This is a genomic window from Brevibacillus panacihumi, assembly GCF_003710985.1.
Lineage (GTDB): Bacteria > Bacillota > Bacilli > Brevibacillales > Brevibacillaceae > Brevibacillus > Brevibacillus panacihumi.
The window spans coordinates 414,800-425,655 of the sequence record NZ_RHHT01000002.1 but is presented as its reverse complement, the minus strand read 5'-3'; the positions used below and the strand labels follow the sequence as shown (position 1 = coordinate 425,655).

The 10,856-nt window shown below is 52.3% G+C and carries 17 protein-coding genes; all 17 read right to left on the bottom strand.

Annotated elements, in window-relative coordinates; all coding sequences use genetic code 11:
• Positions 1-53: 53 nt before the first annotated feature.
• Positions 54-188 (bottom strand): hypothetical protein, encoded by a 135-nt coding sequence (locus tag EDM58_RS26360; protein WP_281275076.1) that lies wholly within the window; start codon positions 186-188, stop codon positions 54-56.
• 58 nt (positions 189-246) lie between these two features.
• On the bottom strand, positions 247-1,011 hold the full coding sequence (recO, locus tag EDM58_RS02100; RefSeq protein WP_122911849.1) for a DNA repair protein RecO: 765 nt from the start codon (positions 1,009-1,011) through the stop codon (positions 247-249).
• Entirely contained in the window at positions 1,002-1,157 is a 156-nt protein-coding gene (locus EDM58_RS02095; RefSeq protein ID WP_122911848.1) for a YqzL family protein, read from the bottom strand. Before EDM58_RS02095 ends, recO begins: the two co-directional genes overlap by 10 nt.
• A gap of 95 nt (positions 1,158-1,252) precedes the next feature.
• The gene (gene era, locus EDM58_RS02090) at positions 1,253-2,170 is read right to left on the bottom strand and encodes a GTPase Era (protein ID WP_122911847.1); all 918 of its coding nucleotides are present in this window, start codon (positions 2,168-2,170) and stop codon (positions 1,253-1,255) included.
• Positions 2,163-2,561: a cytidine deaminase gene (locus tag EDM58_RS02085; protein WP_122911846.1), complete on the bottom strand. Its 399-nt coding sequence runs from the start codon at positions 2,559-2,561 to the stop codon at positions 2,163-2,165. Before EDM58_RS02085 ends, era begins: the two co-directional genes overlap by 8 nt.
• Positions 2,562-2,669: 108 nt before the next feature.
• Positions 2,670-3,041 carry a diacylglycerol kinase family protein gene (locus tag EDM58_RS02080; RefSeq protein WP_122911845.1) on the bottom strand — a complete coding sequence of 124 codons (372 nt, stop codon included), beginning with the start codon at positions 3,039-3,041 and terminating at the stop codon, positions 2,670-2,672.
• A 9-nt stretch (positions 3,042-3,050) separates the two neighbouring features.
• A complete protein-coding gene (gene ybeY / locus EDM58_RS02075; protein ID WP_425455594.1) occupies positions 3,051-3,557 on the bottom strand; it encodes an rRNA maturation RNase YbeY in 507 nt (168 codons plus the stop codon).
• 1 nt (position 3,558) lies between these two features.
• The gene (locus EDM58_RS02070) at positions 3,559-4,533 is read right to left on the bottom strand and encodes a PhoH family protein (RefSeq protein WP_122911844.1); all 975 of its coding nucleotides are present in this window, start codon (positions 4,531-4,533) and stop codon (positions 3,559-3,561) included.
• A 27-nt stretch (positions 4,534-4,560) separates the two neighbouring features.
• Entirely contained in the window at positions 4,561-5,775 is a 1,215-nt protein-coding gene (yqfD, locus tag EDM58_RS02065; RefSeq protein ID WP_122911843.1) for a sporulation protein YqfD, read from the bottom strand.
• 27 nt (positions 5,776-5,802) lie between these two features.
• On the bottom strand, positions 5,803-6,078 hold the full coding sequence (yqfC, locus tag EDM58_RS02060) for a sporulation protein YqfC (RefSeq protein WP_023554778.1): 276 nt from the start codon (positions 6,076-6,078) through the stop codon (positions 5,803-5,805).
• A 223-nt stretch (positions 6,079-6,301) separates the two neighbouring features.
• Entirely contained in the window at positions 6,302-6,499 is a 198-nt protein-coding gene (locus EDM58_RS02055; RefSeq protein WP_122911842.1) for a sigma-70 family RNA polymerase sigma factor, read from the bottom strand.
• Positions 6,500-6,680: 181 nt separating this feature from the next.
• Positions 6,681-7,166 carry a hypothetical protein gene (locus EDM58_RS02050; RefSeq protein ID WP_122911841.1) on the bottom strand — a complete coding sequence of 162 codons (486 nt, stop codon included), beginning with the start codon at positions 7,164-7,166 and terminating at the stop codon, positions 6,681-6,683.
• Positions 7,167-7,177: 11 nt separating this feature from the next.
• Positions 7,178-8,182 (bottom strand): flotillin-like protein FloA, encoded by a 1,005-nt coding sequence (floA, locus tag EDM58_RS02045; RefSeq protein ID WP_122911840.1) that lies wholly within the window; start codon positions 8,180-8,182, stop codon positions 7,178-7,180.
• Positions 8,183-8,250: 68 nt separating this feature from the next.
• Positions 8,251-9,609, bottom strand: a complete 1,359-nt coding sequence (locus EDM58_RS02040; protein WP_122911839.1) for an NfeD family protein — start codon at positions 9,607-9,609, stop codon at positions 8,251-8,253.
• Positions 9,610-9,763: 154 nt separating this feature from the next.
• Complete coding sequence (locus EDM58_RS02035; protein WP_023554783.1) at positions 9,764-10,210, bottom strand: GatB/YqeY domain-containing protein; 447 nt, start codon at positions 10,208-10,210, stop codon at positions 9,764-9,766.
• A gap of 17 nt (positions 10,211-10,227) precedes the next feature.
• Positions 10,228-10,401 (bottom strand): 30S ribosomal protein S21, encoded by a 174-nt coding sequence (gene rpsU, locus EDM58_RS02030; protein WP_003390641.1) that lies wholly within the window; start codon positions 10,399-10,401, stop codon positions 10,228-10,230.
• A gap of 117 nt (positions 10,402-10,518) precedes the next feature.
• Entirely contained in the window at positions 10,519-10,842 is a 324-nt protein-coding gene (locus tag EDM58_RS02025) for a histidine triad nucleotide-binding protein (protein WP_122911838.1), read from the bottom strand.
• Positions 10,843-10,856 lie beyond the last annotated feature (14 nt).

Below are 10,856 nucleotides of genomic sequence, written 5' to 3'. Positions count from 1 at the left end.
TACACCGTCTGTACTAGACCGTGTAGGGACGAGAGGATTCTCGCGGTTCCACCCTACTTGACGAAGCTGAAAGCTCCGCCCACTTTCGTATCCATTGCTCCGGAACGCCCTTCATCAGCATGGCGACCGGGCTTCCACTCTCCCCGATTCGCTACAACGACCAGCGGCCGACTACTCTTTTCCTTCATGGCAATATCAAATATCCAATTAGATATATATGATAACGGAAAGAAAAAAAGATGTCAATCAGTCCTGTCGCGGCATCTGCATGCGTTCCAGCTGTTCCAAAAACGAGCGGCTTTTCAAGCGAAGGTCGAGATGTTCGTCCATGAAGCCTCGCAGAACGTGCTTGAGTTGACTGCGCGTCGCGGGCTTTACTTCAATCTCGCCAAGCCGCTCCAAATCAAATACCTGGAACAGCCGCAAAAGCTTCCAGGTAGAGGGTGTCACAGCAACCGCATAGGGGTCGGAAGGGAGGCACACCGGACACAGCAGTCCTCCCTGCGTAATGCTGATCGCGTAAGGCTCTCTTTGTTCGCCACAGTTCGTGCAGCAGGAAAGCTGCGGAGATATCCCTGCTACCTGCAGCATTTTCGTCTCGAAAATCCGGCAGAGAATCTCTGCATCCCGCCCCTCGTCCAGATAACGAAAGGTATGAAGCAAAAACTGGAATAAAAAGGGATTTGCTTCACGTTCGTGCGTCAACCGGTCCAATAGTTCCGCTATGTATGCGGCATAAGCCGTCTCATTCAGGCTTTGGCGCAACTCGCGAAACGAGTTCACGATATCCCCTTGGGAAAGATCAGGCATGCCCGTACCGGGCCCTGCCTTGCACAGATAATATCCGTGCGTGAATAGCTGGGAGACGGCGGCCAGACGGCTCTTAGCCTTTTTGGCCCCGCGCACCATGATGGCCAGCTTGCCGTGCTCCCGGGTAAACAACGTTACTACCTTGCTGGACTCTCCGTAGTCTACGCTACGGATCACAATCCCTTCCCACTTTACAAGCATGCCTGCGAGTCACCCAATTCGTCATGGGCGAGATCAAACGCGTCCTCCTCATCCGGCACGGCGGTTTGATGGTGATCACAGTAAAGAAGGTATGCCTGGATGTCACCGGTTGAAGCGAAAACTCTCCAAGAAAAGTCACGAAGCATGGAGCATCATCCTTTCCTGTTTCGGCTGGATCCACTTCTTTCTTAGAATCACCTATGCCCGTATTTCTATCCCTTGGAAAAATTTCACCTGACCTCTACTCTTCGTCGTAAAAACCGAAGTTGCGCAGCATCCGTTCCTGATTGCGCCAGTCTTTTTTCACCTTGATCCAGATCTCCAAAAAGACCTTGTCCCCCAGCAGACGTTCGATATCCTGGCGGGCGCGGCGGCCGATTTCTTTGAGCATCTGCCCCTTCTCGCCGATCAGAATTCCTTTTTGCGAATCCCGCTCCACGTAGATCGCGGCGTAGATGTACAGGGTTTTCCCATTATCGCCGCGCTTCATCTCTTCCACGACGACAGCGATGGAGTGAGGCACCTCTTCCCGGGTCAAATGCAAGACCTTTTCCCGGATCAGCTCGGCGACGACGAAGCGCTCCGGATGATCCGTCACCTGGTCGGCCGGGTAATACATCGGTCCTTCTTCCATCTCGCCAAATATCGCTTCGGACAAGGAACCCGTATTGTTTCCCTCGAGAGCCGAGATCGGAATGATTTGCTTGAAATCATATAGCTGGCGATAGTCGTCGATGATGGGCAGCAGCGCCTCGGGATGGACCTTGTCGATTTTGTTGATGACCAAAAAGACAGGGGTTTTGACCTGCTTGAGCCGCTCGATGATATACTCATCACCGGCTCCCCGCTTTTCGGTCGCATCCACCACGAACAGCACCAGGTCCACCTCATTCAAGGTATTCTCGGCTACTGAGACCATATAGTCTCCCAGCTTGGACTTGGGCTTGTGAATGCCCGGCGTATCGATGAAGACGATCTGACCATTCTCCGTTGTATGGACAGCCGTGATCTTGTTGCGGGTTGTTTGCGGCTTGTTTGACATGATCGCGATCTTTTGTCCGACCATGTGATTGATCAGCGTAGACTTGCCCACATTGGGTCTTCCGACGATGGTGACGAAGCCAGATTTGAATGATTGTTTGGTCTTGCGGTTATCCACGTAAATCCTCCTTGGTGAAAGCCCCTGGCAACAGGGCTGATACAGTCGTCTCCAGAACTTCTCCCTTCAGATTCGTCAAATAGACTGGCATGTCCGGCGGGCACAGCTCAGCCATTACCTGCCGGCAAGCACCGCATGGGGAGACAGGGCCCGGCGTGTCAGCAGCTACAGCCAACGCCGCATATCGGCGGTCACCCTCGGAATACGCCTTGAAAATCGTCGTGCGCTCGGCACAATTGCACAAGGAATAAGCAGCGTTTTCGATATTGCCGCCCAGATAGACCTTTCCGTCTTCTGTCAGCAGGGCCGCTCCCACCGCAAAGCGGGAATAAGGGACGTACGCCCTTTTTCTAGCTTCCAGCGCTTGCGCCAGCAAAGCTTGTTGATCCATACTCTTCCTTCCTCCTCGGTCGCGTATCGATGACGCCTTTTCTTCGCAGACACCAAGAAACCAGACATCTGGCCTCCCGCCAGTTCGTCTGGTACCTCTTAGATTGGCTTATCCCAGAAATTTCTCGTACAAAGGAGGGCCGAACACCGCCATCCCGATCGCAACGGACAAAATCGCTCCGACCAGCACTGCCCCCGCCGCAGCATCCTTGGCGACTTTTGCCTTGGCATGCCAATCGGAGGTGACGAGATCCACGACTGATTCGATTGCGGTATTGACCAGTTCCAATACCAGCACCAGTGTGATGGCGATCAGGACCCAGATCACTTCGGTACGATCAATCTCCAGCCACCAGGCAGCCGCCAATGCAAGGACGGCGGCGACCAGATGGATTTGCATATTTCGCTGTGTCTTGACGGTATGGACGATTCCTTCCATCGCGCAGGCAAAGCTGCGCCCCAAACGTCTCCATTCCTTCAAAGCGATCTCCTACCTCGTCAAGCCGATTTCCTGCAGAACCTCTTCTTGACGGGAAAACATCTCCTTCTCCTCTGCCTCCGTGCCATGGTCGTAGCCAAGCAGGTGCAAAAATCCATGAACAGCGAGAAAACCAAGCTCCCGTTCAAAGGAGTGACCGTATTCTTCGGCCTGCTCGCGTGTTTTCGGCAAGGAGATGATGATGTCTCCTAACATATTGGGATACTCATCGATTTCACTTTCGTCGATGAAAATCTCCATCTCTCCTTCGCCTTCTTCATTCATGGCAAAGGAAAGGACATCTGTGGGACGGTCCACTCCGCGGTAATCGCGGTTCAGCTCGTGAATGCGCTCGTTGTTGACCAGTGTTACAACTACCTCGCCGCTGACCTCTTCCTTGGCTGCGGCTTTTTGCAGGCAGCGGATAATCAGGTCTTGCAGACTTTCTGCAATAGGCTCTACTTCTTCATGCAAAATCTCTACCGCTAGCACGATGTGATCTCCTTTAGCTTCCAGCATTTTAACGGCTATTCTGATCTGCCTCTTCCTTGGCGTAGGCTTCAATGATTTTTTGCACCAGTCTGTGACGGACGACGTCTCCTTCTTGGAAGCGAATGAACGCAACATCAGAGATCGGACTTAAAATGCGCTCTGCCTCGCGCAGACCCGATTTCTTGCCTTTTGGCAGGTCGACCTGGGTCACGTCGCCGGTAATCACCATCTTGGAGCCGAAGCCAAGGCGGGTCAGGAACATTTTCATCTGTTCGGGCGTGGTATTTTGTGCTTCGTCCAAAATGACAAAGGAGTCTTCCAAAGTCCGTCCGCGCATGTATGCGAGCGGTGCCACTTCGATCAAGCCTCTTTCCATCATCTTGGCTACCTGTTCGGTCCCGAGCATATCATACAGTGCATCGTAGAGCGGCCGCAGGTATGGATCGACCTTTTCCTGCAGATCACCTGGCAAAAAGCCGAGACTCTCTCCGGCTTCCACTGCAGGGCGTGTCAGTACGATGCGCTTGACTCGTCCCATTTTTAAGGCACTGACTGCCATGACGACAGCCAAATAGGTCTTCCCTGTACCCGCAGGTCCAATCCCAAAGGCAATATCATGTCGTTTGATGGCAGACAGATAATGCCGCTGCCCCAAAGTTTTGGCCCGGATCGGCTTGCCTCGTTGGGTACGTGCGACTTCTTCGTCATACACGTCCAGCAAATCCGCTCCTTCTCCGCGTTCGATCAACATCATCGCATAGGAAATATCTCTCTCGGATAGGGCAATGCCGCGGCGAATCAATTGCAGCAGGATGTCAATCAGTTCTGCCAGCTTATCCACTTCTGCCTTATCACCGCTAATCGCCAGTTCTCCTTCTCTGGTCACGATCTTGGCGTTGCTTTTTGCCTCGATCAATTTGAGATACGCGTCATGCGGTCCAAACAGCAGCAAGGCCTCTGATGCGTCTGAAAATGGGATTTTTACCTCTTCTTGTACGTGCAACAGGCTTCCATCTCCTCGGAACGGTTATCATGGGGTGCTGTCGGGCTCAGGAGATTGGGGAATTCCCACAATCGGCTGTTCAACAGCGATGTCTTCGATGACTGAAAAATGAATGCTTACGTAAACTTTACCATTCTCTGTGGTGGCGTGCAAAACTTTTTCCTCCCGGATGACGGCATCCTTTCCCGCCTTGCGCAAAATATCCTCGCGGGCAAAGCGTTTGGCATACGCGACGGCCTCCTCCGTGCTCAGTTCCACCTGGCTTTCCACAACCTCCGACTGCTCCACCTGCTTCCAGCCGACCGGCGAGGTGTATCCCGCATAGCTCGGCATAAACCGCGCCTCCTTGCTCTCGTACAGGGCGAAGCTTTGCTTGTTCCAGGGCCAGACTTGCACAGCATACGGCCCCACAATGAGGTACTGCTGCCCCAGCTTTTCTCCGGTCAGACGGTATTGGGTTTGCTTGAGCGGAACGGAAGCATCGCTGGTATACCAGACCTCTCCCTTAACTGTGCCGCGTGCGGCGACTGCCCGTTGGCGCTCCTCGCTGCCAATGATGCCGGAGACGAGCACTTGTCCCTTCTCCACGAATTGATTCACCTTCACCTGGCTGCGCCCGGCTTCGGGGAGTATCGTATGGATCACTGCGCGTTTTTTTGCGACAAGATGGCGCGGTCCCAAGACGATCGGCTTGACGGGATCGTCTTTTTCCACTACGTTCAGCGTTACCTTTGTGCCTTGTATCGTAACCCCGATCCAACTTGCTTCCGGCAATAGAGTCATTAATTCCTTCCGCAGCAATAGGGGTTCTTTTAGTTTGACCTTCCAGGCCCCTTCTTTAATCCCGATTTGCTCAGCGGCCTGCAGTACTTTTTGGGGACTCATCTGCTTGGTCCCGGTCACCTCTACTGTCCACACAAACGAGGAGAGCATGTACAATCCGACAAAAAATAAAACAGCCCCTATCCCTAAGCCCGATCGACGGCGCAGTCGAACCATCCAAAATGGCAAGCCCTCCCGCTGCTCCACATGGCTTCGACAGCCTGTCTCCCGCAAGAATGGACGAAGACGAAAATAATCTGCGATCAGGATATCGCAACGGCATGTCTCCGCTCCCACCCGCCGGATATTCCAGACCCGCAGCCCTTCCCGCACCACCATGTTGAGGAAGCGTTCAAAACGCTTTCCTCGGACGGTGATGGTGACGTATCCTTCTGCCCATTCCTTCAGCCCATAACGCATAAGAGATCTTCCCACCTTTTTGTGAATTTACACGAACTTCACTCCGCCGATTCTGCCCTCCAGCAATACTTCCTCTGGCAGGATCGCGCGAATGACGAGCTGTTCTCCCGAGACAATCAACTGCCCATTGGTTAACAATAAGCGGAGCTCTTTTTCACTGAAGTGCAGAACTCCGCGGTGATTTTCTATGTACATCTGCAAATGGCCGATCATCGTGATCCGCGGGACTTCCAGAACTACATCTTGCGGCAGGTCCAAAACCCCTCCGGCCAGATGACGCAGACGGCGGCTCCAACGCCTCATGGAAAAGCCCCCTCTCCTACTGGCGCTCCAACGCCGATTCCGTTTCTGTTGCTTCGCCACACCTTCCCTGGCTTCCATCGGGCTTGCGAAACCATTCTTACCCATCTTTATGCGCCGAGACGGGAAGTGATTCGTCGGAATACAGCAGTGCGGAGGAGTTTTCCGAAAAAAAGCTGACCCTCGAGCAGTACATCTACCCTTAGGTCAGCCGTTACATCACGTACTATTCTTTTTTTGGAGAAGGGTTGCTTAAGACTTGATTGCGGGAAAGAGCTTTCCACTTTTTAATCACGCGCTTTACCTTTTCTGCCGTGCATCCACACGCAATCGCCGTTTCGTAAATTGACTTTTTTTCAACGATGGCGAGTTGAATCACTTTTTGGCGAAAACGTCCCATCTGTACCATTTCTTTTGGCTCCATGATTTAGACCAACTCCCAGGACCAGATATGGAAAATATTTCTATGAATAAATAGTAGTGAACCTTTTCCGACAAGACAAGCCTGGAATTTCGAGCAAATTCGACAAATACAACAAAAAGGCAGATCCCGCAAGCGAAATCTCTGCATGCGGAATCTGCCTATTGGCAATGCTTGTATTCGGCTACTCGCTTCTCCCCCGGGTGGTAGGAGAAGCATACGGCCGTTTGGAGCGGGGTTCGCCAAAAATCAGCGCCCATTTCATCCCTTCTCGAGGGTCCAGGTTTATCGCAGGCTTTGCCTCTGCCTCTGGCCTGTCTGGCAATCCCTTGTCGGGAGTTCGGTCAATGCCCTCGAGACTTCTCTTCTCAGGCTCTGCCTCTGGCTCATACGGACGATCCCATTCCTCATCATCGCGTTGCTCTACCTGTACAGGTTCATAACGGGAGGAGGCGCGTACGGTTTTCCTTTCCACCTTCTGGGAGGGGGACGGAAATCCTCCGCTTTCTACAGGAGTGAGCGTTCGTCTCCTTTGATCCTGGGCAGACTTCTTTGCAGCCTGACCGAACAATTTATAGCCCAGGTATCCGAGGATCAGGAACCAGAACTTGCCGATCAGCGGCAGGACCCATCCGAAGAGGTCGAAAAGCAGATCAAACAGGTCATCCATGTTGGTTTCCCTTATTCCTTCTGATCTGTTTCGGCTGGTTTCTGCTTGTCACCCGGCAATCCAAACGATTGACGCATCTGTGTATCTGCCGCTATATTTTGCATGTTGTAGTAGTCCATGACGCCGAGCTTTCCGGATTTCAGCGCTTCGGAGAGAGCCAGCGGGACTTGCGCCTCGGCTTCGACGACCTTTGCCTTCATCTCTTGGACGCGCGCTTTCATCTCTTGCTCGGTCGCTACCGCCATTGCGCGGCGCTCCTCGGCTTTCGCCTGTGCGATGCGCTTATCCGCTTCGGCTTGATCAGTCTGGAGCTCTGCACCGATGTTTTTACCCACATCGACGTCGGCAATATCAATCGAGAGAATTTCAAAAGCAGTTCCAGCATCCAGCCCTTTGTTCAGTACAGTCTTCGAGATCATATCGGGGTTTTCCAACACGTCCTTGTGGCTGTTGGACGAACCGATGGTCGAGACGATCCCTTCCCCGACGCGGGCGATGATCGTTTCTTCACCGGCACCCCCGACCAGTCTGTCAATATTGGCGCGAACCGTAACCTTGGCTTTCGTCCGCAGCTCGATCCCGTCTTTCGCCATCGCGGCTACCAACGGAGTCTCGATTACTTTCGGGTTTACACTCATTTGTACCGCTTCCAGTACGTCACGGCCAGCCAAGTCAATCGCTGCGGCACGCTCGAATCCGAGTGGAATGTCTGCGCGCTGTGCTGCTACGAGAGCATCGACGACGCGGTCTACATTACCGCCTGCAAGATAGTGGCTCTCCAATTGGTTTGTATCCAGCTCCAAACCGGCTTTGCGCGCTTTGATCAGCGGATTCACGATCCGGGATGGAATGACACGACGCAAACGCATCGCTACCAGGGTAATAATTCCGATGCGCACGCCGGAAGCGAGCGCAGAAATCCAGAGCATGACCGGAACGAACGAAAAGAAAATGGAGAGAACGACGATCGCGACTGCGACCATGAAAATAAGAGGAATCAATCCGCCTTCTAGCATGAATATCCTACTCCTTTACTGTGAAAAACGTCTCGACGCTTTTCAGAAAGTGATGGGGCAACTTGCGGTCAAACAGATCGGCCCTGACTGTTTGGTTCTTCTTCTTGCACGACGACACGGGTGCCTTCTACCAGTACGACTACGACGGGCATACCTGCCTGGATAAATCCGCCGGCAGAGACTGCATCGACGCGCGTACCCTCGATTTTGGCTACTCCTGCTGGACGGAACGGTGTCAGAGCGATCCCTTTCTTGCCTACCAGATCGCGCTGATCCTTCGGCGCGACATACCCGCGTTCATTGCTCTGCTCATCCCCCAAGATAAATCGGTTGAGCAGCCCTTTCAATCCATACTTCTTGATTAGCAGGAAGGCAACAATTGCGGTGATCAGCACTGCGATTCCCAGCGAGGCAAGTCCTTGCTCTGTATCGTAGGCTGCCATTACCAGCCCGCTGACGATACTGATAAAGCCGATCGCTCCGACAATACCTCCTGGCAGAAATATCTCCAGGATCATGAGCAAGATACCGAGTAGAAATAGTCCGATGTGCAGCCAGTTGGCAAATCCAGCTACGTAATGGCCGAAGAAATAGAGACTGAATGCGCAGAGAGAAATGGTTCCGGCGACGCCAAATCCCGGGGCAAACAGCTCGACCACGATCCCCACCAGACCGATGACCAAGAGCATGCTCATCACGACGGGACTCGTCACCCAGCGCGCCACGTTTTCTCCAACCGTCGGCTCGATGGTCTGCATCGTGTCTGCTGAAATACCGTACAGACTAAGCAATTCATTCTTGTTGTTCACGATGCGGTCGGCATAGCCAAGATCTTTTGCCCGTTTCGAATCAAGCGAGAGAACGGTTCCTTTTGGCTTCAGTCCAGGGAATTCGGTGTCGATCTCCACCATCGCCCTGGCGACATCAGGATTGCGGTTATTCAGGTCGGCGGCTGCCTTCATCTGGTTGGACCAGCCTGAGATTAATTTGACCTCCGCTGCATTCCCCGCCAAATCAATCGGAGTGGCTGCTCCCATGCTGCTACCGGGCGTCATTACGATCTCATTCGCGTTCAATGCGATGTACGTCCCTGCCGAGAATGCCTGATTGTCAATGTAGGCGACGACATGGAGCGGAGATTGACGTATCAGTTGCCCGATTGCCCCGGCCGAATCGATTCTGCCACCTGGTGTGTTTATCTCCAGGATAACCAAATCAGCCTGCTGTGCCTCGGCTTCTGCAAACGCTCTGCGCAAAAAGCTTTCCAGACCGCGTTCAATTTCTTTTTCCACGGGAATCCAGACTGCTTTTTGATAGGTTTGTGCGTGAGACTGCGCAGGTATGAGCGAAAGGATCATAGAAGCCAGTATACAAAACATCGACAGGAGTAATCGCGTGCGTCCCCAAACCGTTCGGGTTCCACTCATCGTTTCTACCTCCTTTCCAAGAATCATTTCACGAATGGTTACTATGGTATACGGAGGAATTCGACAATCGTTTCATTTTTTTCATATATAAAGAAAAACCCAACCGGCATGCGGTTGAGTTTTTCTGTCGTATCTATTATGAGGGGGTTACTCATCACATCGGTAATTCCTCAGATACAATCTTCTGCACGAGGTTTCCGTCTGCTTTCCCTTTTACTTTCGGCATGATCGCGCCCATCACCTTGCCCATCTCCTTTTTGGAGGTGGCATTGGTGGAGGCAATTGCTTCCCGAACGATTTCACGAATCTCATCTTCGCTAAGCTGAGCGGGTAAGTAAGCGGACAGCACGTCGATCTCTTCGCGCGCTTTCGAGGCAAGTTCCTCACGGCCTGCCTTCTCAAATTCGTGGAGGGATTCACGGCGTTGTTTTAACTCACGAGTCAAGATGGTCAGCACTTCATCGTCAGACAAAAGTCTGCCTTTATTTATCTCTTCGTTCTTTAACGCGGCTTTCACCATGCGGATAACAGAGAGTTTTAGAGCAGCTCTGTCTCTCATTGCCTGCTTCATATCTTGATCGAGTCGCTCCATTACACTCATGATGAGCCCTCCGTCAATTAGTACTTGCGCTTGCGAGCAGCTTCGGATTTTTTCTTCCGTTTAATGCTAGGCTTCTCAAAGTGACGACGTTTACGCAGTTCTGCCATCACCCCAGATTTTGCGCTTTCACGCTTGAAGCGGCGAAGTGCGCTATCCAAAGACTCGTTTTTCTTGACTCGAATTTCTGCCATTTGTCTTCCCTCCCTCCGCTAAAACCGTGGGACGCCTGAATCGACTTTTCATACGAACAGACTGTCACACTTCATTATAGGATATTCGACTAAAGGAGGTCAACCTTTAGTTCACTTTTATTCATGAAATCCGGAGAGCAGATGGAAATGGATATGAAAGACTTCCTGACCGCCCTCTTTACCACAGTTATTGATCAAGCGGAACCCTTTTAATTCCAATTTTTGTGCCAGCTTTTGGGCAACCTGATGGATATGGCCAATCAGCGGAAGGTCTTCTTCCGTGACGTCCATTAAAGTAGGGATCGGCTTGCGCGGAATGATCAACAGATGCACCTTCGCTTTCGGTGCGATATCGTGAATGACGATGACCTTGTCGTCCTCGTACTCGATGCGCGCCGGGATCTCATTTTCCATGATGCGTGTAAATATGCTCTTTTCCATGATGGGGGAAACTC

What these genes read in the sequence shown, in the direction of transcription:
- yqfD (WP_122911843.1), bottom strand. Translation starts at nt 5,775, where the DNA reads ATGCGTTATGGGCTGAAGGAATGGGCAGAAGGATACGTCACCATCACC.
- EDM58_RS02050 (WP_122911841.1), bottom strand. Translation starts at nt 7,166, where the DNA reads ATGGATGACCTGTTTGATCTGCTTTTCGACCTCTTCGGATGGGTCCTG.
- EDM58_RS26360 (WP_281275076.1), bottom strand. Translation starts at nt 188, where the DNA reads ATGAAGGAAAAGAGTAGTCGGCCGCTGGTCGTTGTAGCGAATCGGGGA.
- recO (WP_122911849.1), bottom strand. Translation starts at nt 1,011, where the DNA reads ATGCTTGTAAAGTGGGAAGGGATTGTGATCCGTAGCGTAGACTACGGA.
- EDM58_RS02035 (WP_023554783.1), bottom strand. Translation starts at nt 10,210, where the DNA reads ATGAGTGTAATGGAGCGACTCGATCAAGATATGAAGCAGGCAATGAGA.
- EDM58_RS02095 (WP_122911848.1), bottom strand. Translation starts at nt 1,157, where the DNA reads ATGCTTCGTGACTTTTCTTGGAGAGTTTTCGCTTCAACCGGTGACATC.
- EDM58_RS02040 (WP_122911839.1), bottom strand. Translation starts at nt 9,609, where the DNA reads ATGAGTGGAACCCGAACGGTTTGGGGACGCACGCGATTACTCCTGTCG.
- yqfC (WP_023554778.1), bottom strand. Translation starts at nt 6,078, where the DNA reads ATGAGGCGTTGGAGCCGCCGTCTGCGTCATCTGGCCGGAGGGGTTTTG.
- EDM58_RS02025 (WP_122911838.1), bottom strand. Translation starts at nt 10,842, where the DNA reads ATGGAAAAGAGCATATTTACACGCATCATGGAAAATGAGATCCCGGCG.
- EDM58_RS02055 (WP_122911842.1), bottom strand. Translation starts at nt 6,499, where the DNA reads ATGGAGCCAAAAGAAATGGTACAGATGGGACGTTTTCGCCAAAAAGTG.
- floA (WP_122911840.1), bottom strand. Translation starts at nt 8,182, where the DNA reads ATGCTAGAAGGCGGATTGATTCCTCTTATTTTCATGGTCGCAGTCGCG.
- EDM58_RS02085 (WP_122911846.1), bottom strand. Translation starts at nt 2,561, where the DNA reads ATGGATCAACAAGCTTTGCTGGCGCAAGCGCTGGAAGCTAGAAAAAGG.
- rpsU (WP_003390641.1), bottom strand. Translation starts at nt 10,401, where the DNA reads ATGGCAGAAATTCGAGTCAAGAAAAACGAGTCTTTGGATAGCGCACTT.
- ybeY (WP_425455594.1), bottom strand. Translation starts at nt 3,557, where the DNA reads ATGCTGGAAGCTAAAGGAGATCACATCGTGCTAGCGGTAGAGATTTTG.